Genomic DNA, 23,788 nt, shown 5'->3' with positions numbered 1-23,788 from the left:
AGGGTCCTGGGCACCCCGCCCGTTCACGCCAGCTCCACCGGTCCGCCCGCGGCGCCCTCCAGCTCAAGCACCCACACCTTGTTCGCGCCCTCCCGGAGCACCGGGCCCGGCACGAACAGGGCGTCCTGCGGGCCCGCGTTCCAGTAGCGGCCCAGGCAGAAGCCGTTCACCCAGACGAAGCCGCGGGTCCAGCCGGGGAGGCGGAGGTACGCGTCACCGGGGGACGGGACCTCGACCGTCCCCGTGCAGAGGCCGGGCCCCGACCCCTCAGGCACCGGCCCGAACGGGACCTTCGCCACCGCCGCCGCCTCGAAGGAGGCGAGTCGCAGCCCCCGCGCCCGCACCCCGTGCAGGAACTGCCGTTCGTGCCGCACCCCGCCCGTGATCCCCTTCGGCTCGGCGAGCCGCGGCCCGTAGTTGACCCGGCCCAGGGACTCCACCCACAGATCGACCACGGCGGGCCCCGCCACCGGCTCCGGCAGCTCCGCGTCCTCGGTGTCCAGGACCCCGGCCGGCACCCCGTCCACGTACACCGTCGCCCGGTCCCGCAGCCCCGTCACCCCCAGCGGGTACGGCTGCCGCGGCCCGGGCACGTGCAGCCGGTAGCGCACCAGGCCCCGGTCCACCCCCAGCTCCTCGAAGGTCGGCGGCACCGGGCGCTCCGTCTCCTCGTCGCCGAGCACCTCCAGGACCTCCGCCAGGGGCGCCCACGCGCCCACCGCGCCCGCCGCCGGCGCCCCGATCCGCACCGGCGGCTCCGGCATCTCCGGCAGCGGACCGTCCGCGTACCGGGCGAGCACCTCCCTGAAGCGCCAGAACTTCTCCGTCGGCAGCCCCGCCTCGTCGACCGGCGCGTCGTAGTCGTACGAGGTGACCGTCGGCCGCAGCGCGCCGCCGTGCAGCGCCCCCGAGCGGTTCGCCCCGGCCCAGCCGGCGAAGCTCGTACCGCCGTGCGCCATGTAGACGTTGACCGAGGCCCCGCACTCCAGGATCTCCCGCAGCGCGGCCGCCGCGTCCGCCGCGTCCCGGCCCACATGGTCCGTGCCCCAGTGGTCGAACCAGCCGCACCAGAACTCCATGCACATCAGCGGGCCCCGCGCCTGATGCCGGCGCAGCGTCGCGAACGCCTCTCGCGCCCCCGAGCCGAAGTTCGCCGTCGCGAGCACCCCCGGCACCGAACCGCCGGTCAGCATGTGGTCCTCCGGGCCGTCCGAGGTGAACAGCGGCACCTCCACCCCGCAGTCGAGCAGCAGGTCGGCCACCCAGCGCAGATACCCGGCGTCCGTGCCGTAACTGCCGTACTCGTTCTCCACCTGCACCATGAGGACCGGACCGCCCCGCCCGATCTGCCGCTCCACCACCTGCGGGAGCAGCCGCCGGAACCAGCGCTCCACCGGCGCCAGGTACTCCGGGTCGGCCGTGCGCACCCGCCGCCCCAGCGGGCCGGTCAGCCAGTGCGGCAGCCCGCCGTTCTCCCACTCGGCGCAGATGTACGGGCCGGGGCGCACGATCGCCCACAGCCCGGCCCGCGCCACCGCGTCCAGGAAGCGGCCCAGCGCCGCCAGGTCCCCGTACCGGCCGGGCTCCGGCTCGTACAGATTCCACGGCACATACGTCTCGACGCAGTTGAGGCCCATCGCGCGCAGCATCCCGAGCCGGTGGTCCCACTGCTCCTCGTGCACCCGGAAGTAGTGCAGCGCGCCCGAGAGCAGCCGCACGGGCCGCCCGTCGAGCAGGAAGTCCTCGTCACCCACGACGAACCGGCGGAACTCGTCCATGCGGCTCGCGTTCGCGCGCCCTGCGTTCATGTGCCTCGCGTTCATGTGGCTCACCCTCGCCCTCTGGCGGCGGACCGGTCCATGGACAAAGATCGTCGCAGTTTGGACGTTCGAACCGGCGTCACGGAGGCGGTCGCGCGATGTACCACACCTGGATGCGCTACTTCACGCCCAGCCCCGTCCACCACCGGCTCGGCCTGGTCTGCCTCGGCGTCGGGCTCCAGCACGGCGCCCTGCCCACCGTCGGCCCGCGCACCCTCGACCACCACGTCGCCGTCGTCGTCGGCTCCGGCAGCGGCTGGTACCGCGGCCCCGACGGGCGCCGCACCACCGTCACCGCGCCCGCCCTGATCTGGCTCACCCCCGGCGTACCGCACCACTACTCCGCCGACCCCGGCACCGGCTGGGACGAGTCCTTCGTCGACTTCACCGGACCCGCCACCGCCACCTACACCGAACTCGGCTACATCGAACCCGAGCGGCCCGTCGTCCCGCTCGCCGACGCCGCCCCCGCCCGCGCCGCCATCGGCCGCATCGCCCGCGCCGCCCGCCCCGGCAACCCGCTCCTCGAAGTCGAGACCGCCGCCGCCGTCCACGAACTCCTGGTCGCGCTGCGCCGCGCCCGCGCCGACACCAACGCCGACGGCGCCCCCGTCCTCGCCGCGCTCGCCCGCGACGCCTTCACCCGCCTCTCCGTCGCCGAACACGCCGCCCGGCACGGCATGACCCCCGCCGAGCTGCGTACCGCCGTCCGCCGCGCCGCCGGCTGCAGCCCCAAGGACTATCTGCTCACCGTCCGCCTCGGCCGCGCCAAGGAACTCCTCGCCGCCACCGACCTGCCGGTCGCCGCCGTCGCCCGCCGCGTCGGCTACGACGACCCCGCCTACTTCTCCCGCCTCTTCACCCGCCGCGTCGGCACCGCCCCCGTCCGCTTCCGCGAGCAGCAGGGACGCACCGTGCCGGGCGGCTGGAGCCATACCGTTCCGGATCCCGAACACCCGCCCACCATCCTCACCGGATCCGGATAGGGTCCCAGGTCATGAGCGAGATCGACGAGTCCGTACGGACCGAGCTGACCCGGCTGCGCGAGAGCATCGACAACATCGACGCGGCGGTGGTCCACATGCTCGCCGAGCGCTTCAAGTGCACCCAGCAGGTGGGCGTCCTCAAGGCCGAGCACAACCTGCCGCCCGCCGACCCGGCCCGCGAGGCCCGGCAGATCGCCCGGCTGCGGGAACTCGCCGAGAGCGCCAGACTGGACCCGGCGTTCGCGGAGAAGCTCCTCAACTTCATCATCGCGGAGGTCATCCGCCACCACGAGACGATCGCGGACGAGGCACGCTGAGGACTCGCCGAGGGCACGCCGAGGACAGGCTGAGGACAGGCTGAGGACAGGCCGAGGAAGGAACGGGGAACCCGGAATGGCACGCGTCACCGTATTCACCCTGGGCGGCACCATCTCCGCACGGGGCGGTGACGCGGCCCGGATGACCGGCACCGAGGTGCTCGCCGGGCTCGGCGTCACACCGGAGGGCGTCGACGTCGAGCTGCGCGACTTCCGCCGGGTCCCCAGCTCCTCCCTCTCCTTCGAGGACCTCGCCGCCCTCGCCGACGAGATCGCCGCGGCCGTCGCCGCCGGCTCCGGCGTGGTCGTCGTCCAGGGCACCGACACCCTGGAGGAGACCGCCTTCCTGCTCGACCTGCTCTGCACCACCACCGAACAGCCGATCGCCGTCACCGGCGCCATGCGCCGCCCCGACCTGCCCGGCGCCGACGGCCCCGCCAACCTGGCCGCCGCCCTCGCCGTCGCCGCCGACCCCGGCTGCCGCGGACTCGGCGTGCTCGTGGTCCTCGCCGACGAGATCCACGCCGCCCGCTTCGCGCACAAGGCCCACACCACCTCGATCGCCACCTTCGCCTCGCCCGGCGCCGGCCCCCTCGGCCAGGTCGTCGAGGGCGAGCCGCGGATCCTGCTCCGCCCCGCGGTGCCGGCCCGGGCCTGCACGCTGCGCCTCGACCCCGCCGTACGGGTGGCCCTGCTCACCCTTACCCTCGGCGACCGCGGCGAACTCCTGGAGGGGCTCGCGGACCGGTACGACGGACTCGTCGTCGCCGCCTTCGGCGCCGGACACGTCCCCGGCGCGCTCGTCGAACCCCTCGCCGCGCTCGCCGAGCGCATCCCGGTCGTCCTCGCCTCCCGCACCGGCGCCGGCGCCACCCTCTCCCACACCTACCGCGGCCCCGGCTCCGAGTACGAGCTGCTGCACCACGGCCTGATCCCGGCCGGACCGCTCACCCCGGTCAAGGCCCGGCTGCTCCTGCACACCCTGCTGTCCAGCGGCGCCAAGGGCCCGGCCGGCTACGACCGGCCCCGGATCTCCGCCGCCTTCGCGCACCTGGACGGCGCGGGCCTGGCCTGAGGGCCCGCCCGAGGTGTTCCCGGTCCCGCCCGGGACTCCCCGTACGAACTCCTGAGCTCTCGGTGAACGCCCCTCCCCGGGGCGGGAGGGCATCGGGCAGCATGGCCCCCATGTCCGTACTGACGCGCGACGAAGCGCAGACCCGTGCCCAGCTCCTCGACGTCCACCACTACGCCGTGGACCTCGACCTCACCACCGGCGACGAGACCTTCGGGTCCACCACCCAGATCAGGTTCACCGCCCGCGCCGCCGCGGACACCTTCGTCGAGCTCAAGCCGGACGCCCTGCACACCGCCGCCCTCGACGGCACCCCGCTCGACGTCGAGGCCCTCGACGGCAACCGGCTCCCGCTCACCCTCACCGAGGGCGAGCACACCCTGAGCATCACCGCCACCATGCGCTACTCGCACACCGGCGAGGGCATGCACCGGTTCACCGACCCCACCGACGGCGAGGCGTACGTCTACACCCAGCTGTTCATGGAGGACGTCCAGCGCGTCTTCGCCGCCTTCGACCAGCCCGACCTGAAGTCCGTCTTCGACGTCTCCGTCACCGCCCCCGAGGGCTGGACCGTCCTGTCCAACGGCATCACCGAGCAGCAGGCGGACGGCCGCTGGACGGCCGCCACCACCCCGCTGATCTCCACCTACCTGGTCTGCGTCGCCGCCGGCCCCTGGCACTCGGTGCGCACCGAGCACGCCGGCCTGCCGTTCGGCATCCACTGCCGCCGCTCGCTCGCGCCCCATCTGGACGCCGACGCCGACGAGATCCTCGACATCACCAAGGCCTGCTTCGACCGCTACCACGAGAAGTTCGCCGAGCCGTACCCCTTCGACTCGTACGACCAGGCCTTCGTGCCCGAGTTCAACGCGGGCGCCATGGAGAACCCCGGACTCGTCACCTTCCGCGACGAGTTCGTCTTCCGCTCCGCCGTCACCGAGACCGAGCGGATGCACCGCGCCATGGTCATCGCCCACGAGATGGCCCACATGTGGTTCGGCGACCTCGTCACCCTGCGCTGGTGGGACGACATCTGGCTGAACGAGTCCTTCGCCGAGTACATGGGCTTCCAGACCGTCAACGAGGCCTGCTCCGAGCTCTTCGCCGACACCTGGATCGACTTCGGCGTCACCCGCAAGGCCTGGGGCTACGAGGCCGACCAGCGGCCCTCCACCCACCCCGTCGCCCCGGCCGCCGACGCCGTCCCCGACACCGCCTCCGCGCTGCTCAACTTCGACGGCATCTCCTACGCCAAGGGCGCCTCCGCGCTGCGCCAGCTGGTCGCGTGGATGGGCGAGGACGACTTCCTCGCCGGCATCAACATCCACTTCAAGCGGCACCGCTTCGGCAACGCCACCCTCGCCGACTTCGTCGACAACCTCGCCGCCGCCACCGACCGCGACGTGCACGGCTGGGCCGAGCAGTGGCTGCGCACCACCGGCGTCGACACCCTCACCCCGCGCCTGGCGGGCGAGGGCAAGCGGTGGCAGCTCACCGTCGACCGGGCCGGCAGCCGCCCGCACCGCCTTTCCGTCGGCATCCACGACCGCGACGCCGCCGGCGACCTCGTCCTGCGCGAGCGGGTCTGGGCCGACGTGCCGCAGGAGGCCCCGCTCGACCTCGAAGGACCGCGCCCGGCGCTCGTCGTCCTCAACGACGGCGACCTCACCTACACCAAGATGCGCTTCGACGAGGCGTCGGCGGAGAGCGTGCTGCGCGGCCTCTCCCGCGTCCCCGACCCGCTGACCCGCGCGGTGGTCTGGAACGCGCTGCGGGACATGGTCCGCGACGGCGAGCTCAGCGGCGCCGACTACCTGGCGGTGGCCCTCGCCCACCTCCCCGAGGAGACCGAACTCGCCGTCGTGCAGGGCGTGCTCGGCTTCGCCCGTACGCAGATCGCCGACCGTTACGTCTCCGAGGCCGACCGCCCGGCCGCCCTCGCCACGCTCACCGAGATCACCCGCGCGCTGCTGCGCCGCACCGAGGACGGCGAGGCGCCCGGGCTGCGCCTCACCGCCGTCCGCGCCTGCATCGACAGCGCCACCACCCCGGACAAGATCGCCTCCTGGCTGGAGGAGGGCACCGTCCACGGCGGCCCCGAGCTCGACCCGGAGCTGCGCTGGCGGATCCTCGCCCGGCTCGCCGTCCTCGGCGCGACCGACGAGGCCGCGATCGCCGCCGAGCTGGAGCGCGACCCCAGCGCCACCGGCCAGGAGGGCGCGGCCCGCTGCCGGGCGGCGCTGCCGACGGCGGAGGCGAAGGCGGCCGCCTGGTCGGCCATGTTCGACTCCGACGAGCTGTCCAACTACCTGTTCACGGCCACCGCCGACGGCTTCTGGAAGCCCGAGCAGGCCGAACTGACCCGGGACTACGTGGCCCGCTTCTACCCCGCCGCGATCGCCATGGCCGAACGCCGCGGCCCCGCTCTCGCGGAAGCCGCCGGCCGCCGCGCCTTCCCGGCCTTCGCGATCGACGCCGACTCCCTCGCCCTCGGCGAACGCCACCTCGCCGACGACACGATGATCCCGGCCCTGCGCCGCCAGCTGGTCGACCAGCTCGACGACCTCCGCCGGGCCCTGCGGGTACGCGGCTAGCCCTCCGGGCCCGGTCCTAGACCGGGCCCGCCGACCAGTCCCACCCCGTCAGCGCCGCGTGCATCAGGCGTGCGGCGCCGCCGGGGTGGGCGTTCGCGGGGCGGAGGAGGGTCAGGGTGCGGCGGCAGCCGGCGCCGTCGACGGCGATCCAGGCGACCGGGGCGCGGGTGGCGCTGCGGCGGGCCATGTCCGGGATGAGGCCGATGCCGAGGCCCGCGGCGACCAGGATCGCGGTGGCGCTCGGCTCGTCGCCCTCGCACACGATCCGCGGCGCCGCCAGGCCCTCCGCCGCGAACAGCCGGTCGAGCAGCCGGCGCTGCCAGTGCCCGGTGCGGGTGGAGACGAAGGGCTGCTCGGCGAGTTCGGCGACGCTCACCGATTCCCGCTCCGCGAGCGGATGCCCGAGCGGGGTGACCACCCAGACCGGCTCGTCGAGCAGCCCGACCGCCTCCAGGCCCTCGGCCGGCACCGGTTGCGAGGCCACGCACAGGTCGACCTCCTGCGCCCGCAGCGCCCGCCCCATCCCCTCGGCCGGCATCTGGTGCAGGGCGACCTCGACCGCCGGATGGGCCCGCTTGAAGGCGGCGAGCGGACCGGTGAGCGTCAGGAAGGTCTCCGACGCGATCCGTACGGTGCCGACGCCGTGCTCCGCGATGTCCGCGACGGCCCGCCGCCCGGCCTCCAGCTCGCCGAGCGCACGCTCGACATGCCGCAGAAAGGCCCGCCCCGCGTCGTTGAGGCGCAGCCGCCCCGCCCGGTCGAAGAGCGGGGCGCCGAGCTCGCCCTCCAGCCGGGCGATGGTGCGGCTCAACGAGGGCTGGGCCACGTGGAGTTCCTCGGCGGCCCGACTGAGGTGCTCGAGCCGGGCCACGACCTGGAACTGCCGGAGCGCGTGCAGATCCATCATGTCTCCCCGGGCATGACGCCATAGCAGTATCGATCTTGGACACCATAACCGCCGCGCGCATAGCGTCGGAGGCGTTCAGAGTCCCGAGCGGGGGAGGGGGACGCGGCATGCGCTTGCGACCCGTCGAGTGGGTGTTGCGGGCCGTCGTCACGGTCCACATGGTGGCGGTCTTCGCACAACCGGTCTTCGCCGGCGTGTACTTGAGCGGAGACTTCGACGGCCTGGGGATGCACGCGACCGGCGCGGACGTCGTCACCTCGCTCTGTCTGCTCCAGCTGATCGTCGCGATCGTCGTCCGGGTCCGGCTGCGCCGCGCCTGGCCCTGCCTGGTCACCCTGGCGCTGGCGGTCGCGGAGACCGTGCAGTACTTCGCGGGGGCGGCGGGCGCGCTGTGGCTGCACATCCCGCTCGGGGTGTTCACGATCGCGGCCGCGGCGGTGCTGTTCGTGGCGATCTGGGCGCGGCCGGTGGCCCGTCCGGTGGTCGGCCCGGTGGCCCGCCCGGCGGGGAAGGCGGCGACCGTCGATGCGTGAACCATCCCCGTACGGGCGGGGTCTGAGCCGCCGTCAGGTGCTGGCCATCGGGGGCGCGCTCGGCGCGACGGCGGTCACCGGCCTGGGCGCCGCGGCCGCGCTGTCCCGCCACCCGGCGGCGACCGGCGCCGAACTGCGCAGCGCCGTACCGCTGCCGCCGCCGTTCCGGGTCCCGCTGCCGCTGCCGGCCGTCCTCGCGCCGGTCAGCCGCGCGGGCGGGACGGACCGCTACGCGATCACCCAGCGCGAGGTGACGGCGGAGATCCTGCCGGGTGTACGGACGCCGCTGTGGACGTACGGCGGGACCTTCCCGGGCCCGACGATCGAGTCGCGGCGCGGCCGCCCGGTCACCGTGACCCACCGCAACGAGCTGCCCGTGCCGACCGTCGTGCACCTGCACGGCGGGCGCACGCCGGCGGCGTCGGACGGGTATCCGACGGACCTGGTGACGCCGGCGGGCTGGCAGCGGCACGCGGGCCACGCCATGTCAGGGCACGGCATGTCCGGGCACGGCACGAGCATGCACGACCCGCGCGCCGTGACGAGTGAACTGACCCGGGACTACACCTTCCCGCTGGACCAGCGCCCGGCGCTGCTCTGGTACCACGACCACCGCATGGACTTCACCGCCCCCGCGATCTGGCGGGGCCTGGCCGGCCTCCACATCGTCCGCGACGCCGCCGAGGAGGCCCTCGGCCTGCCCGCGGGGCCGCGCGAGCTGCCCCTGATGATCGCGGACCGGGCCTTCGCGGAGGACGGCAGTCTGGCCTACCCCTCCCTGGACCCGACGCTGCGCGAGCGGCCGGGCGTGCGGGAGCCCTACCTCGCGGGCGTGCTCGGCGACGTCATCCTGGTCAACGGCGCGCCGTGGCCGGTGCACGAGGTCGACGCGGCGCGCTACCGGCTGCGGCTGCTCAACGCGTCGAACGCGCGCCACTACGAGTTCGCGTTCGTGGACGAGGGTGACGGCCGACTGTGGGAGTTCCACCAGATCGGCTCCGACCAGGGCCTGCTCGCCGCGCCCGTCACGCACCACACCCTGCCGATGGCCCCGGCGGAACGCTACGACGTCGTCGTGGACTTCTCCCGCTTCCCGGTCGGCAGCCGCGTCCGCCTGGTGAACCGGCTCGGCTCCGGGCGCACCCGGGACGTCATGGCCTTCCACGTCGTCCGCAAGGCGCCCGACGACAGCCGTGTCCCGCGGGTCCTCTCCACCGATCTGCCCGCCTGGCGCCGCGAGGACGCGGTCCGCGTCCGCGACTTCTCGTTTCGCGCGGGCCGCATGGGCGAGGACGACACCCACGGCTGGCTGATCGGCGGCCTCCCCTTCGCCCCCTCCCGCACCGACGTCACCGTCCGCCACGGCGACACCGAGGTCTGGCGCCTCGTCGCGGACGTCCACCACCCCGTCCACCTCCACCTCACCGGCTTCCGCGTCCTCTCCCGCGGCGGCCACCCCCCGCTCCCGCACGACGCGGGCCTCAAGGACACGATCTCCCTCCGCCCCGGCGAATCCGCCGAACTCCTCACCCGCTTCGACGCCTACCGCGGCCGCTACCTCTTCCACTGCCACAACGCGGAACACGAGGACATGGGCATGATGGCCAACCTGGAGGTCGTCTAGAGCCACCAGCGGGTCCCACCCCCACCCCGCAACCCCCCGTCCCTCGTTCGGGTCACAGCGCCCGACTCTCCGGACAATCCCCGACAACCCCCGGCACTCTGTCGTCCATGCGTGCCGCACCCCTCGCCGGTGGCCCCCAGGGGGCCGATGCCCTGCGTCCGCTGATCGATGTCGTGCTGCGGGCGCTGCGGGACGGCGCCGTCGAGCGGGGCGGGCCGCTGCCACGGGGTGGGCCCGAGAGGGTGGGGCGGGAGGTGCGGGAGGCGGTAGGGGTGGCGGTCCCCGAGCACGGGACGGGGGCCGAGGAGGCGCTGCGGACCGTCGTGCGGGCGGTCGCCGCGGGAGCGGCGGATCCCGCCGAGGCGCTGTGCGCGGCGCATCTGCACACGCCGCCGCTCGCGGTCGCCGCGGCCGCCGATCTCGCCGCCTCCGCGCTGAATCCTTCGATGGACTCGTGGGACCAGGCGCCGGCCGCGTCCGAGCTGGAGGCCCTTGTGGCGGCCGCGCTCGCGGCCGAGGTGTTCCCGGGCGAGGCACACCCCGACGCACTCGTCACGACCGGCGGCACCGAGTCCAACCTGCTCGCCCTCCTCCTGGCCCGGGAGCGGCACGGCGCCGTCCGGGTGGTCGTCGGGGCCGACGCGCACCACTCCTTCCACCGCGCCGCCTGGCTGCTCGGGCTGCCCGAGCCCGTCGTCGTACCCGCGCCGAACGGCACGATCGACCCCGTCGCCCTCGACGAGGCCCTCCGCGCCACCCCCGGCCCGCTCCTCGTCGCCGCCACCGCCGGCACCACCGACGCCGGACTGATCGACCCGCTCCCCGAGATCGCCGACCTGTGCGCGGCGCACGGAGACGCCGACCTCCACGTCGACGCCGCCTACGGCGGCCCGGCACTCTTCAGCGCCGCCCACCGCCCGCTGCTCGCCGGGCTCGACCGGGCCCGCACGGTCACCATGGACCTGCACAAGCTGGGCTGGCAGCCCGCCGCCGCCGGGCTGCTCGCCGTACGGGACGCCGCCGACCTCGCCGTACTCACGCACACCGCGGACTATCTGAACGCCGACGACGACACCGACGCCGGCCTGCCCGACCTCCTCGGGCGCTCGCTGCGCACCACCCGCCGCCCGGACGTCCTGAAGACCGCCGTGACGCTGCGCGCCCTCGGCCGCGACGGCCTCGGCGGGCTCGTCGACGCGTGCATGGAGCTCGCCGCGCACCTCGCCGACCTGGTGGAGAAGGCCCCGGGCCTGGAGCTGTACGCCCGCCCCACCCTCACCACCGTCCTGTTCCGGCCGTACGACGCGTCCGACGAGGCCGTGGCCGGGATCCGCCGCACCCTCCTCACCGAGGGCCGCGCCGTCCTCGGGCGGGCCGCCGCCGACGGGCGGCTCTGGCTCAAGGCCACCCTGCTCAACCCCCACGCCACCCCCGGCGACCTGCGAAACATCCTCACTCTCGTGAACACCCTCGTGGAAGGCGGCTCCGACCGATGACCGGCAGCACCCCCCAGCAGGCCCTCGACCGCCCGTACGACCTGGTCGGTGTCGGCATCGGACCGTTCAACCTCTCCCTCGCCGCCCTCGCCGACGGCGTGCCCGGCGGGCTCGCCGCCGCCTTCTACGAGCAGCGGTCGGACTTCCACTGGCACCCCGGGCTGCTCATCGAGGGTGCCACGCTCCAAGTGCCGTTCCTGGCCGACCTGGTGACCCTCGCCGACCCGGCCAGCCCGTGGACCTTCCTCAACTACCTGAAGAGCCGCGACCGGCTCTTCCCCTTCTACTTCGCCGAGACCTTCCACATCCAGCGCGCCGAGTACGACGCCTACTGCCGCTGGGCCGCCGGCCTGGTGCCCGGGCTGCACTTCGGCCACCAGGTCGACTCGGTCCGCTGGAACCCCGAACGGCGCCTGTTCGAGGTCGACTTCACCCAGCTCGACGCCGACGGCGAGGCCGAGGCGCTGGGCCGCTCGTACACCCGTAACGTCGTCCTCGGCGTCGGCACCGAGCCGTACGTCCCCGAGCCGCTGCGCCCGCTCGCCGACGCGCCCGGCGTGCCGGTGATCCACTCCGCGGACTACCTCGCCCACCGCGACGCCCTGCTTTCGGCCGGGCACGTCACCGTCATCGGCTCCGGCCAGTCCGGCGCGGAGATCTTCCTCGACCTGCTGCGGGCCCGGCCCGCCGGGGCGGAGAAGCTGCACTGGCTGGCCCGCACCGAGGCCTTCGCGCCCATGGAGTACTCCAAGCTGGGCCTGGAGCACTTCACGCCCGACTACACCCGCTACTTCCACGCGCTGCCCGAGCAGACCAGAGGCGAACTCCTGCCCCGCCAGTGGCAGTTGCACAAGGGCATCGACACCGACACGATCAGCGCGATCCACGGCGAGCTGTACCGCCGCACCCTGCACGGCGGCTGGCCCGACGCGGTGCTCACGCCCGGCGTGCGGGTCCGCACCGCGGGCCGGGTCGCCACCACCAAGGTGGAGCTGCACCTGGAACACGTACAGCAGGGCAGCCGCTCCCGCCTGATCACCGACGCCGTGGTGCTGGCCACCGGCTACCAGGAGCGCCCGGTGGACCGGATGCTCGCCGGCCTCGACCCGTATCTGCGGCACGACGCCGCCGGCCGGCCCCGGATCGACACCGAGTACCGGCTGGTCCTCGACGAGTCCGTCACCGGCTCGGTCTACGTCCAGAACGCCGAGCGGCACACCCACGGCGTCGGCGCCCCCGACCTGGGTCTCGCCGCCTGGCGCAGCGCGGTCATCCTCAACTCGGTGACCGGCAAGGAGCCGTACCCGCTGCCGCGCCGCACCGCGTTCACCAGCTTCGGCCTGGACGCGCGAGAGGCGCCGAGCCTTCCGGCCCAGGACCGGAAGCTGACGCCTCTCGTACAGCAGTGACAGCCAGAGGTGACTAGAAGACCGGGACGCCGTCCCGGGTCAGCTTCCAGTCGACCGACGCGAACTGAGCCGGGTCGACGGTCCCCTTCGCCTTCACCCACTGGATGATCGTGTTGCGGATCTCGTCCGAGTTGGCCCACAGCTTCGGAGCGGCGGCGACGTGCGGGAAAGCGCCGCCGCCGTTCGCCCGGTAGTTGTTGACCGCGAACACGAACTGCGCCGCCGGGTCGATCGGCTTCCCCTCGAAGGACAGTTTCGCGATCCGCGCACCGGCCGGCTTCGCGATGTCGATCTCGTACGCCAGACCCGACACCGCGTCGTAGTTGTAGTCCGGGGTGGCGTTCGCGTTGGTCAGCTTCGCGGTGTCCACCGGCGCGTCCGCCGGCGTCTGCACGTAGTACTGCGCCGAGTACTCCAGGTAGTCCTTCAGCTGGGCACCCGTCATCAGACGGGCCTCCAGGGTGTTCTCGAAGACGTAGAGACCGGCCGCGTCCCGGATGGTCACCTGACCGGCCGGGATCCTCGCCGTACGGGAGAAGCAGGAGGCCTGCGAGACCACCGGCAGGTTCGCGTACTGGCCACCCGCGAGGGCCGCCTTCACCGTCTCGGCCTGCACGACGTTGATCAGGTCGATGATCGGCTCGTCCTTCCACGGCGCGTCGGCCGTGGTCATGGTGGCGGTGCAGGTGCCGATGACCTGGTTGACGTACTCCACGACCTTCTTGTGCTCGTCGGCGAGCATCCCGGTGATCGCCGGGTCCTCCTCGACGGTGTTGGAGTTGAGGACCTGCGCGCCGACCTTCTCGACGGTCCAGCGGCCCTTCTCCCACACCAGGTCGAAGTCGAAGAGGGTGAGGCGCTGGCCCCACTTGAGCGGCTCGGAGAGGACGACCTGCTTGCCGGTCTCCTTGTTGGCGACCCGGTACTCGGGGATCTCGGTGTGCGCGTGGCCGACCAGGATCGCGTCGATGCCGGGCACCTGCTCGGCCACCAGACCGGCCGCGTTCTCGATGTACGGGAGCTGGTCGCCGTACGAGGAGGTGCCGCTGGAGCCGGAGTGCGCGGAGACGATCACCACGTCGGCGCCCATGGAGCGCAGCTTCGGGACCCACTTCGCGGCCTGCTCCTCCAGGCCGGGGAAGACCATCTTGCCGTTGACGTTGGCCTTGTCCCAGATCGCGATGCCGGGGTTGGTGAGGCCGAGCACGGCCACCTTCACGTCACGGCCGTGCGGGGTGCGCAGACAGTGCATGCTGTACGGCGCGAAGGCCGGGCGCAGCGTCTTCGCGTCGAGCGCGTTGGCGCCGAGCAGCGGGAAGTCGCACTGGTCCTGGAACTTGCGGAGGACCGGGATGCCGTAGTTGAACTCGTGGTTGCCGAGCGCGGCGGCGTCGTAGCCGATCGCGTTCATGGCCTGGGCCATCGGGTGGACCGGGCCGCCGGCCTTCGTGATCGGGTCGACCTTGGCGTAGTAGTAGGACAGCTGGGTGCCCTGGATGGTGTCACCGGCGTCGATGAGCAGGGTGTTGCGGCGGCCCTTGGCCTTGCGCACCTGGTTCACCAGGGTGGAGATCTTGGCGAGGCCGACGTCGTTGTGGGCCTTGTCGTCGAACTCCTTGTCGGTGAAGTAGTCCCAGTTGAAGACGTTCCCGTGCAGGTCGGTGGTGCCCATCACGGTGAAGGAGTACCGCTTGGCCGGCCGGGGGCGGCCGCCCCCGTGGGCCTCGGCCGGGGCGGCGACCCCGGCGGTGAGGGCGATTCCGGCTCCGACGGCGGCGGAGCTCTCCAAGAAGGCCCGGCGGTTCAGCGGCATGTGTGTCTCCCCATTGATCAAGCGCCCCCCAAGGGCGCACAACGCGCGTAGATTCTGGCTCAGACGGCACCGTCGCAACAGACCTTTCGGGTTACGGAGTGGGAAAGTGTTCGGTATGACACAGCACCACCACCCGACTCCCGAGGCGCCGCAGGTGACCGTCCGCGGCGAGGGCCGCCTGGAGGTGGAGCCCGAGCTCGCCCGGATCGAGGTGTCGGTACGTTCGGGGGGCACCGACCGGGCCTCGGTGCTCGCCGCCCTGACGGACCGCAACGCCCAGGCGCTCGCCCTGCTGAAGTCGTACGGCGAGGCCGTCACCGCCCTGGAGACCGGCGCCCTGTCCGTCACCCCCGAACCGGCCCGGCACGGCCGCGGCGAGAAGGTGCGCGGCTACCGCGGCTGGGTGCGGCTCTCGGCCGAACTCTCCGACTTCACCGCGCTCGGCGAGCTGACCACCCGCCTCGCCGACCTGGAGTGGACCCGGGTCGACGGCCCGTGGTGGGCGCTGCGCCCGGACTCCCCGGCGTACGCGGAGGCGCGCACCCAGGCCGTACGGGAGGCGGTGCGCCGCGGCCGGGAGTACGCGGAGGCGCTCGGCGGCTCGCTCGTGGCGCTGCTCGAACTCTCCGACACCGGTCTGGCCGGCGCCGTGCCGCCGGGGCGGCCGCTGGGCGCGCCGCGGATGGCCTTCGCGGCCGAGTCGGTGGACGAACCGGCGCCGCTGGACCTGGAGCCGCAGCGGCAGACGGTGGTGGCGGAGGTCGCCGCGCGCTTTGTGATGAGCCCGCCGGCCCTCTGAAAAACGGCCGGAATTCCGCTCATCGGAGCAGCCCCGCGCACAAATTCAAGACTTGTCAACAACCTTTCACGGAAAGGTTGTTGGGTCGTCATGCGGAGCCGCTTCGCTACCCGCTGGTAAGGCCTACCCTCGCCTTATGCGCCGAGCAAAAATCGTTTGTACCCTTGGGCCCGCCACCGAAACATACGACCAGATCAAGGCGTTGATCGAGGCCGGAATGGACGTGGCCCGCCTCAACCTCAGCCACGGCGGCCACGCCGAGCACGAGGAGCGCTACCGGCACGTCCGCAAGGCCGCGGGCGAGGCCGGCCGCAGCGTCGGCGTCCTCGCCGACCTTCAAGGCCCGAAGATCCGCCTCGGCCGATTCCGCGAGGGTCCCGTACTCCTTGAACGCGGCGACGAGTTCACCATCACCGTCGAGCCCATGGAGGGCGACCAGCACGGCTGCGGCACCACCTACGCCGGGCTCGCCGAGGACGTCACCGCCGGTGAGCGCATCCTCGTCGACGACGGCCGGGTCACCCTGGAGGTCACCTCCGTCGACGGCCCCCGGGTGCGCACCCGGGTCGTCGAGGGCGGCATGGTCTCCGACAACAAGGGCCTCAACCTGCCGGGCGTCGCCGTCTCCGTGCCCGCCCTGTCCGAGAAGGACGTCGAGGACCTGCGCTGGGCCCTGCGCACCGGGGCGGACGTCATCGCCCTCTCCTTCGTCCGCAGCGGCCGGGACGTCGAGGACGTGCACCGGATCATGGACGAGGAGGGCCGCCGGGTCCCCGTCATCGCCAAGATCGAGAAGCCGCAGGCCGTCGAGAACATCGACGGCATCGTCGCCGCCTTCGACGGCATCATGGTCGCCCGCGGCGACCTGGGCGTCGAAATGCCCCTGGAGCAGGTGCCGATCGTGCAGAAGCGGGCGATCAAGCTCGCCAAGCGCAACGCCAAGCCGGTCATCGTCGCCACCCAGATGCTCGACTCGATGATCGAGAACTCCCGCCCCACCCGCGCCGAGGCCTCCGACGTCGCCAACGCCGTCATCGACGGCACCGATGCCGTGATGCTCTCCGGCGAGACCAGCGTCGGCAAGTACCCGATCGAGACCGTGCGCACCATGAGCCGGATCGTCGAGGCCGCCGAGGAGGACATCCTCGCCAAGGGGCTGCCGCCGCTGACCGAGCGCAGCAAGCCGCGCACCCAGGGCGGCGCGGTGGCCCGGGCCGCCGCCGAGATCGGCGACTTCCTCGGGGCGCGGTTCCTGGTCGCCTTCACCCAGTCCGGCGACACCGTCAAGCGCCTGTCGCGCTACCGCTCGCCGATCCCGCTGCTCGCCTTCACCCCCGACCCGGCGACCCGTGCCCAGCTCAACCTGACCTGGGGCGTCGAGACCTTCCTCGGCCCGCACGTCGAGTCGACCGACGCGATGGTGGCCCAGGTCGACGAGGAGCTGCTGCGGATCGGGCGCTGTCAGAAGGGCGACATCGTGGTCATCACGGCCGGCTCGCCGCCCGGCGTCCCCGGCTCGACCAACCTGGTCCGGGTGCACCACATCGGAGACCCGGTCACGAACTGACCGGCCGACCTGATCGGCGAACGGGTGACCTTGGAAATCTCGTTAATGTACCCCGGGTGGGATTCGAACCCACGCTGGATGGTGTTTGAGACCATTGCCTCTACCGCTGGGCTACCGGGGCATCCTTCGAAACGAAGGGAGGCGGTCACCCGCCGTGCCCCTACCTTACAGGAGGTGGGTAGGCTCATGGGGAGCTGTATCCGCCTCGCTTCCACAGGGAACGAGGCCTTGAACGAGGAGCCCGCGTGACCGCCCCCGAGTCGCCCCAGCCCGCCGCCGACGACGACGCCGCGCCGGCGTCGCACGTCCCGCCGCTGACGACCCGCGTCGTCATCGCCGAGGACGAGGCCCTCATCCGTCTCGACCTCAAAGAGATGCTGGAGGAGGAGGGCTACACCGTCGTCGGCGAGGCCGGCGACGGCGCCCGCGCCGTCGAACTGGCCCGCGAGCACCGCCCCGACCTGGTCATCCTCGATGTGAAGATGCCGGTCCTCGACGGCATCTCGGCGGCCGAGAAGATCGCCGGCGAGTCCATCGCCCCGGTCCTCATGCTCACCGCCTTCTCGCAGCGCGAGCTCGTCGAGCGGGCCCGGGACGCCGGCGCCATGGCGTATCTGGTGAAGCCGTTCAGCAAGAGCGACGTGGTCCCGGCCATCGAGATGGCCGTCTCCCGCTTCGCCGAGCTGCGCGCCCTGGAGAAGGAGGTCGCCGACCTCTCCCAGCGCCTGGAGACCCGCAAGCTGGTCGACCGCGCCAAGTCGATCCTGCAGACCCAGTACGGGCTGACCGAGCCCGCCGCGTTCCGCTGGATCCAGAAGACCTCCATGGACCGCCGCATGTCGATGCAGCAGGTCGCCGAGGCGGTCATCGAGGACGCCGAGGAGAAGAAGGCCGCGAAGGCCAAGGAGCAGTAGGCGGCGCCGTAACGCCGTACGAAAGAAGGCCCGCCCCACATCGTCGTGGGGCGGGCCTTCTGTCTGGGGCGGTGCTACTCCTCGCCGAGGTACGTCTTGCGCACGTCGTCGTTCACGAGCAGCTCCTGGCCGGTGCCGGACAGCTTGATGGTGCCGACCTCGAGCACGTACGCCTGGTCCGCGAGCGAGAGCGCGGCCTGCGCGTTCTGCTCGATGAGCAGGATCGTCATGCCCTCGGACTTCAGCGTCGCGATGGTCTCCATGATCTTCTGCATCATGATCGGGGAGAGACCCATCGAGGGCTCGTCCAGCATCAGCAGCTTGGGCTGGGACATCAGCGCCCTGCCCATCGCCAGCATCTGCTGCTCACCGCCGGAGAGGGTGCCCGCGGCCTGCTTGCGACGCTCGCCCAGGATCGGGAAGAGGTCGTAGGCCTTCTGGATGTCCTTCTCGATGCCGTCCTTGTCCTTGCGGAGGAAGGCACCGAGCTGCAGGTTCTCGGCGATGCTGAGCCGGGGGAAGATGTGCCGGCCCTCGGGGGAGTGGGCCAGGCCCAGCGAGACCACCTTGTGGGCGGGGACGCCGTTGAGCGGCTGCCCGTCGAAGGTGATCTTTCCCGCGGTGGGCTTGAGGAGGCCCGAGAGGGTGCGCAGGGTCGTGGTCTTGCCGGCGCCGTTGGTGCCGATCAGGGCGACGACCTGGCCCTCCTCGACGGAGAAGGAGATGCCCTTGACGGCCTCGATCTTGCCGTAGGCGACCCTGAGGTCCTCGACCTCGAGCAGAGCGGTCACTTGGAGTCTCCTTCGGTGGTGCTGTCCGCGTCGGCGGCCGGAGCCGCGTCCTCGGGGGTGTCGCCCGCGTCCTCGGCCGCGTCGTCGCCCGTGTCCTCGTCCGCGTCTTCAGCGGCCTCGGCCTCGGGCGTCGCCTCGTCGGCCGCTTCATCGGCCGAGTGGGCCTCGGCCGCCTCGACCTCGGCGACCTCCGCCGCGCCCGGGGCGTCCTCGTACGGCGTACCGAGGTACGCGGCCACGACCCGCTCGTCGCCCTGGACGACCTCGGCCGTGCCCTCGACGAGCTTCTCGCCCTGGACGAGGACGGCCACCCGGTCGCACAGCTTGAAGATGAACTTCATGTCGTGCTCGATGACCAGGACCGCGATGCCGCGGTCGCGGATCGCGAAGACGAGCTCCTCGGTGGTGCGGGTCTCGGCCTGGTTCATGCCGGCCGTCGGCTCGTCGAGCAGCAGCAGACCGGGGTCGCTCGCGAGGGCGCGGGCGATCTCCAGCTTGCGCTGCTCGCCGTACGGCAGGTTGCGCGCCAGGTGCTCCGCCTTGTTCGCCAGGCCCACGAACTCCAGGAGTTCCATGGCCCGATCGCGGGAGGCGGCCTCCGCCCGCTTGAAGCCGGGACCGCGCAGCAGCGCGGACCACAGGCCCTCCTTGGTCCGGGTGTGGCGTCCGACGAGGACGTTCTCCAGGACCGTCATGTTGGAGAAGAGGCGGATGTTCTGGAAGGTACGGGCGATGCCGGCCTGGGTGACCAGGTGCGGCTTCGGCGGAAGCACCGTCCCCTTGTAGCTGACCTGGCCCTCGGTGGGCACGTACAGACCGGTCAGGCAGTTGAAGAAGGTGGTCTTGCCGGCGCCGTTGGGGCCGATCAGGCCGACGATCTCGCCCTCGCGGACGGTCAGGTTCACGTCGCGGACGGCGGTCAGACCGCCGAAGCGCATGGTCACGCCGCTGGCGTCGAGGACGGTGGCGCCGGTGGCGGTCGCCGTGGTGCCGGTCTCGGTGGTGGTCGTCATGGCGTTCACGCCCCTGCCTTCGCCGCACCGGCGCCGGAGGTCGCGTCCGCGTCCGCTTCCGCGGACTGACGCTGTTCCGGTACGCCGGCCTCGTCGTCGTTCTCGTGGAATTCCAGCTGCGCCCGCTTGTTGGCGATGAGGCCCTCGGGGCGGAAGCGCATCAGCAGGATCAGCGCGATGCCGAAGCCGAGCAGCTGGTAGTCCTGGAGGAAGGACAGCTTGGCCGGGATCAGGAAGAGCAGCGCGGAGCCGACGATCGGGCCGGAGATGGTGCCCATGCCGCCGAGGATGACCGCCGCCAGGAGGAAGGCGGAGTTCGGCGGGACGGGGCCGGCGAACACGTAGTTCTCCGGGACCACCGTGGTGTTGACGTGTGCCTGCACGGTGCCCGCGAGGCCGGCCAGGGCCGCGCCGAGGGCGAAGGCGACGAGCTTCACGCGGAAGCCGTTGATGCCCATCGCGGTGGCGGCGGTCTCGTCCTCGCGGATCGCGACCCAGGCGCGGCCGATCCGGCTGTTGCCGGCGCGGGAGAAGACGACCACGACCAGCGCCATGATCAGGATCATGAGCAGGTAGTAGTTGGCGTACGCGCCGAGCGTGATGCCCAGGATCGTGTGCGGCTCGCCGAAGTTGTAGCCGAAGAACTCCAGCTGCGGGATGTTCGGGATGCCGTTCGGGCCGTTGGTGATCTGCGGGCCCGAGGTGCCGTCGAGGTTGCCCATGGCGATGCGGAAGATCTCACCGAAGCCGAGGGTCACGATGGCCAGGTAGTCGCCGCGCAGCCGCAGGGTCGGGGCGCCGATGACGACGCCGAAGACCAGCGAGGCCGCCATGCCGGTGAGCGCCGCGGCCCAGAAGGGGAACTGGACGCCGAAGGCGGAGGAGGTGGCTCCGGAGACCAGTGCGGCGGTGTACGCGCCGACGCCGAGGAAGGCGACGTAACCGAGGTCGAGCAGGCCGGCGAGGCCGACGACGATGTTCAGGCCGAGGGCGACGGTCGCGAAGATCAGGATGTTGACCGCGATCAGCGTGTACGTGTCGCCGCTCTGCTGGATGAACGGGAAGGCGATCGCCATGACCAGGCTGGCGGTGATCGTCACCTGCCGGTTGCGCGCGGTGATCTGCGAAAGGCGGGCGGTGATCCCGGACTTGACCAGCGCGGTGACCGAGAAGGCGACCAGGATCAGGTACGCGATGAAGAGCTGCGGCTCCGAGTCGTCGGTGTCGATGCCGAAGGTGACCACGAAGAGGCCCACGGCGAAGACGGCGACGATGATCAGGACCTCGGCCCAGGACGGCAGCTGCTTGGCCGGGGCGGCCTTGCGGGTGTCGTCGGGCAGCTTGTACGCGGCGATCGCCGGGACGGCGGCGGCGATGACGGCGAAGCCGGCACCGGGCTCCAGGTCCACCAGGGCGCCCAGCTCCACGATGATCGATATCGCGGTGAAGAGGGTGGTGGCGAAGGTGCCCAGGGCCACGATCCACAGCGGCTTGCGGGCGCCGGTGGGGGTGAGCCAGCCGAGGCCCTTGATGCCGAGCGCGGAGAGCGCGTACAGGCCGGTGAGGACGGCTCCGACCAGCGTGAGCAGCTGGAGCGGGGCGGGGTTGCCGTAGATCGTGAGGTTGCCCGGGAACTGGGTGGTCCAGGTCCAGGCGAGGAAGGCGCTGGCGACGGTCGCGACGGAGCCGGCGACGATCGTCCAGAGCAGGGCCGCGGGCGTGGCCGGGGCCTTGGTGACGGTCTGGTCGATGGTGGTGTCGGTCATGGTGCTCACGCCCTGTCCGCGACGCGTTCGCCGAGCAGGCCCTGGGGCCGCACGAGGAGGACGACGATGAGGAGGACGAAGGCCCACACGTTGGACCAGGCACCGCCGCCGAGCTGCTGCATGCCGGGGATGTCCTCGATGTAGGCGATCGAGAGGGACTCGGCGATGCCGAGGACCACGCCGCCGACCATGGCGCCGTAGATGTTGCCGATGCCGCCGAGGACGGCCGCGGTGAAGGCCTTCAGCCCGAGGATGAAGCCCATCTCGAAGTTGATCTGGCCCTTGTCGAGGCCGTAGGCGACCGCGGCGACGGCGGCGAACGCGGCACCGATGGCGAAGGCCATGACGATGATGCGGTCGGTGTTGATGCCCATCAGCTTCGCGGTGTCGGGGTCCTGCGCGGTGGCCTGCATGGCGCGGCCGCTGCGGCTCTTCGAGACGAAGACGCCGAGGGCGAGCATGCACAGCGGGGCGAGGACGAGCACGAAGGCGTCGGCGCGCTGGATCTGCAGACCGTCGAAGATCTGGAAGGCCTCACCCTTGAACTCGGGGAAGCTGACGGCCTTCTTGGCGTCCGGGTAGAACTGCCAGACGAGCTGCTGGAGTGCGATCGACAGACCGATCGCGGTGATGAGCGGGGCGAGCCGGGGCGCGTTGCGCAGCGGTCGGTAGGCGAACCGCTCGGCGGCGGTGGCGACGGCCACGGAGGCGATCGCGCCACCGAGGATCATGAGCGGGATCGCCACCAGGAGGGACGTTCCGCTCGGCAGAGCGGTGTAGGTGGTGAGGGCGCCGAAGCCCCCGATCATGAAGATCTCGCCGTGGGCGAAGTTGATGAGCTGGACGATGCCGTAGACCATGGTGTACCCGATGGCGATGAGGCCGTAGAGGGCACCGAGGGCCAGACCGTTGGCCAGCTGTTGCGGCAGTTCGTTCACCGCAGGCCTCCGATGAGCTTGTCGGATAAGACTCCGCGCGAGGGCGCTGTTTGCGCCCTCGCGCGGCGTGGTTCAGGTCGTGCGGGGCTCCCGGCGCCTGGGCACTCGGCGCGGCGCCGGGACGGTGGCGCTTACTGGTTGAAGGTGTCGCTCTTGACGTCGATCCACTTGCCGCCCTCGACCTTGTAGACCGTGAGCTGCTTGTTGGTGGTGTCGCCGTACTCGTCGAAGGAGACCTTGCCGGTCACACCGTCGAAGGAGACCTTGCCCAGGGCCTCGGTGACCTTGGCGCGGGCGTCGGTCGGGACCTTGCCGCCGTTGGCGTCGACGACGGCCTTGACGGCCTGGATGATCGCCCAGCCGGCGTCGTAGGAGTAGCCGCCGTAGGCCGCGTACGGGTCCTTGTAGCCGGCCGCCTTGTAGTCCTCGATGAACTTCTTGGCGGTGTCGAGCTTCTCGACCGGGTAGCCGATCGAGGTCGCCAGGTCGCCCTCGTTGGCCTCGCCGGAGGCGCTGATGAAGGCCGGGTCGTAGATGCCGTCGCCGCCCATGACCGGGACCTTGGCGCCGGTCTTCTTGATCTGGTCGGAGAGCAGGCCCCCCTCGGGGTACTGGCCGCCGAAGTAGACGGAGTCGGCGCCGGAGGACTTGACCTTGTCGGCGGTGGAGGAGAAGTCGGTCTCCTTCACGGTGACGTGGTCGGTGCCGACGACCTGGCCGCCGAGGCGCTTGAACTCGTCGGTGAAGATCCCCGCGAGGCCGGCGCCGTAGGTCTGCTTGTCGTCGACGACGTAGACCTTCTTCTTGCCCGCGTCCTTGAAGAGGTACTGGGCGGCGAACTTGCCCTGGACCACGTCGGTGGCGGCGGTACGGAAGTAGGTCTTGAAGGGACGCTTGAACTCGCCCTTGCCCCAGTTGTCGCCCTGGGAGAGGGACGGGTTGGTGTTGGCCGGGGAGACCTGCGCCAGGTTGGCGGCGGCGAAGACACCCTGCATCTGCTGGGAGACGCCCGAGTTCAGCGGGCCGACGACGCCGACGACGTCCTTGTTGCCGACCAGCTTGGTGGCGTTGGCCTGGCCGGAGGCCGGGACCGCCTGGTCGTCGAGGGCCTCGATCTTGAAGGTGACGCCGGGGACGAGCTTCTGCTTGTTGGCGGTCTGCACCGCCAGGTCCACGGAGTTCTTGATGCCCTGGCCCAGCGCGGAGAGCGAACCGGTGAGCGGCGCGTCGACGCCGATGACCACGGTGGTGCCGCCGCCGGCGCTGTCGCCGCCGCCCTTGTTCTCGTCGCGCGAACCGCAGGCGGTGAGGGTGAGCGCACCCGTGGTGAGAACGCTGGTCAGGATGAGCAAAGAACGGTGTCGCACGAAGGTTTCCTTTCCCTGGCGCGGCCCCCTCGAGCTGAGGCGGTGCCGTGAAGCTGTGA

The 23,788-nt window shown here is 72.0% G+C and carries 19 protein-coding genes and 1 tRNA gene; 11 read left to right on the top strand and 9 right to left on the bottom strand.

Features of this window, described 5'->3' with window-relative positions:
* Window positions 1–23 precede the first annotated feature (23 nt).
* Window positions 24–1,778 carry a beta-galactosidase family protein gene (locus KV205_RS21820; RefSeq protein WP_265866262.1) on the bottom strand — a complete coding sequence of 585 codons (1,755 nt, stop codon included), beginning with the start codon at window positions 1,776–1,778 and terminating at the stop codon, window positions 24–26.
* A 140-nt stretch (window positions 1,779–1,918) separates the two neighbouring features.
* Between KV205_RS21820 and KV205_RS21815 the strand changes: the two genes are divergently transcribed.
* From KV205_RS21815 to pepN, 4 genes are all read left to right on the top strand, one after another.
* Window positions 1,919–2,806 carry an AraC family transcriptional regulator gene (locus KV205_RS21815; protein WP_265866215.1) on the top strand — a complete coding sequence of 296 codons (888 nt, stop codon included), beginning with the start codon at window positions 1,919–1,921 and terminating at the stop codon, window positions 2,804–2,806.
* Between the two features lie 11 nt (window positions 2,807–2,817).
* A complete protein-coding gene (locus KV205_RS21810) occupies window positions 2,818–3,123 on the top strand; it encodes a chorismate mutase (RefSeq protein WP_265866214.1) in 306 nt (101 codons plus the stop codon).
* A gap of 76 nt (window positions 3,124–3,199) precedes the next feature.
* Window positions 3,200–4,198: an asparaginase gene (locus KV205_RS21805; protein WP_265866213.1), complete on the top strand. Its 999-nt coding sequence runs from the start codon at window positions 3,200–3,202 to the stop codon at window positions 4,196–4,198.
* Window positions 4,199–4,308: 110 nt separating this feature from the next.
* On the top strand, window positions 4,309–6,792 hold the full coding sequence (gene pepN, locus KV205_RS21800) for an aminopeptidase N (protein ID WP_265866212.1): 2,484 nt from the start codon (window positions 4,309–4,311) through the stop codon (window positions 6,790–6,792).
* Window positions 6,793–6,808: 16 nt separating this feature from the next.
* Here pepN and KV205_RS21795 read toward each other — a convergent pair whose 3' ends face one another.
* A complete protein-coding gene (locus KV205_RS21795) occupies window positions 6,809–7,699 on the bottom strand; it encodes a LysR substrate-binding domain-containing protein (RefSeq protein WP_265866211.1) in 891 nt (296 codons plus the stop codon).
* Window positions 7,700–7,806: 107 nt separating this feature from the next.
* Here KV205_RS21795 and KV205_RS21790 point away from each other — a divergent pair, with 107 nt between their 5' ends.
* The 4 genes from KV205_RS21790 to KV205_RS21775 all read left to right on the top strand — a co-directional run bounded on the left by KV205_RS21790 (window position 7,807) and on the right by KV205_RS21775 (window position 12,761).
* Window positions 7,807–8,232, top strand: coding sequence for a hypothetical protein (locus KV205_RS21790; RefSeq protein ID WP_265866210.1), 426 nt, complete (start codon window positions 7,807–7,809; stop codon window positions 8,230–8,232).
* Entirely contained in the window at window positions 8,225–9,856 is a 1,632-nt protein-coding gene (locus KV205_RS21785) for a multicopper oxidase family protein (RefSeq protein ID WP_265866209.1), read from the top strand. Before KV205_RS21790 ends, KV205_RS21785 begins: the two co-directional genes overlap by 8 nt.
* A gap of 107 nt (window positions 9,857–9,963) precedes the next feature.
* Entirely contained in the window at window positions 9,964–11,352 is a 1,389-nt protein-coding gene (locus KV205_RS21780) for an aminotransferase class V-fold PLP-dependent enzyme (RefSeq protein ID WP_265866208.1), read from the top strand.
* Window positions 11,349–12,761: a lysine N(6)-hydroxylase/L-ornithine N(5)-oxygenase family protein gene (locus KV205_RS21775; RefSeq protein WP_265866207.1), complete on the top strand. Its 1,413-nt coding sequence runs from the start codon at window positions 11,349–11,351 to the stop codon at window positions 12,759–12,761. The genes KV205_RS21780 and KV205_RS21775 overlap by 4 nt, the downstream gene beginning before the upstream one ends.
* 13 nt (window positions 12,762–12,774) lie before the next feature.
* On the opposite strand, the gene KV205_RS21770 is transcribed toward KV205_RS21775, so the two are convergent.
* Complete coding sequence (locus tag KV205_RS21770) at window positions 12,775–14,574, bottom strand: bifunctional UDP-sugar hydrolase/5'-nucleotidase (RefSeq protein WP_265866205.1); 1,800 nt, start codon at window positions 14,572–14,574, stop codon at window positions 12,775–12,777.
* A gap of 115 nt (window positions 14,575–14,689) precedes the next feature.
* Here KV205_RS21770 and KV205_RS21765 point away from each other — a divergent pair, with 115 nt between their 5' ends.
* Window positions 14,690–15,373 carry an SIMPL domain-containing protein gene (locus KV205_RS21765; protein WP_265866203.1) on the top strand — a complete coding sequence of 228 codons (684 nt, stop codon included), beginning with the start codon at window positions 14,690–14,692 and terminating at the stop codon, window positions 15,371–15,373.
* A gap of 136 nt (window positions 15,374–15,509) precedes the next feature.
* Window positions 15,510–16,940 carry a pyruvate kinase gene (gene pyk / locus KV205_RS21760; protein WP_265866201.1) on the top strand — a complete coding sequence of 477 codons (1,431 nt, stop codon included), beginning with the start codon at window positions 15,510–15,512 and terminating at the stop codon, window positions 16,938–16,940.
* 48 nt (window positions 16,941–16,988) lie between these two features.
* Here pyk and KV205_RS21755 read toward each other — a convergent pair.
* Window positions 16,989–17,061 (bottom strand) — tRNA-Leu (locus KV205_RS21755).
* Window positions 17,062–17,185: 124 nt separating this feature from the next.
* Here KV205_RS21755 and KV205_RS21750 point away from each other — a divergent pair.
* Window positions 17,186–17,854, top strand: a complete 669-nt coding sequence (locus tag KV205_RS21750) for an ANTAR domain-containing response regulator (RefSeq protein WP_265866199.1) — start codon at window positions 17,186–17,188, stop codon at window positions 17,852–17,854.
* 74 nt (window positions 17,855–17,928) lie between these two features.
* Here KV205_RS21750 and KV205_RS21745 read toward each other — a convergent pair whose 3' ends face one another.
* The 5 genes from KV205_RS21745 to KV205_RS21725 form a co-directional block, all read right to left on the bottom strand.
* On the bottom strand, window positions 17,929–18,645 hold the full coding sequence (locus tag KV205_RS21745) for an ABC transporter ATP-binding protein (protein ID WP_265866197.1): 717 nt from the start codon (window positions 18,643–18,645) through the stop codon (window positions 17,929–17,931).
* Window positions 18,642–19,658: an ABC transporter ATP-binding protein gene (locus KV205_RS21740; protein WP_265866195.1), complete on the bottom strand. Its 1,017-nt coding sequence runs from the start codon at window positions 19,656–19,658 to the stop codon at window positions 18,642–18,644. Before KV205_RS21740 ends, KV205_RS21745 begins: the two co-directional genes overlap by 4 nt.
* 5 nt (window positions 19,659–19,663) lie before the next feature.
* On the bottom strand, window positions 19,664–21,424 hold the full coding sequence (locus tag KV205_RS21735; protein ID WP_265866261.1) for a branched-chain amino acid ABC transporter permease: 1,761 nt from the start codon (window positions 21,422–21,424) through the stop codon (window positions 19,664–19,666).
* Window positions 21,425–21,429: 5 nt separating this feature from the next.
* Window positions 21,430–22,362, bottom strand: a complete 933-nt coding sequence (locus KV205_RS21730) for a branched-chain amino acid ABC transporter permease (RefSeq protein ID WP_265866194.1) — start codon at window positions 22,360–22,362, stop codon at window positions 21,430–21,432.
* Window positions 22,363–22,493: 131 nt separating this feature from the next.
* Window positions 22,494–23,729 carry a branched-chain amino acid ABC transporter substrate-binding protein gene (locus KV205_RS21725; RefSeq protein WP_265866192.1) on the bottom strand — a complete coding sequence of 412 codons (1,236 nt, stop codon included), beginning with the start codon at window positions 23,727–23,729 and terminating at the stop codon, window positions 22,494–22,496.
* Window positions 23,730–23,788: the final 59 nt, after the last annotated feature.

Origin of the sequence: Streptomyces sp. SKN60 (genome assembly GCF_026236535.1) — a bacterium.
Lineage (GTDB): Bacteria > Actinomycetota > Actinomycetes > Streptomycetales > Streptomycetaceae > Streptomyces.
The sequence above is the reverse complement of the archived record's forward strand: the minus strand, read 5'-3'. Positions and strand labels throughout refer to the sequence as shown.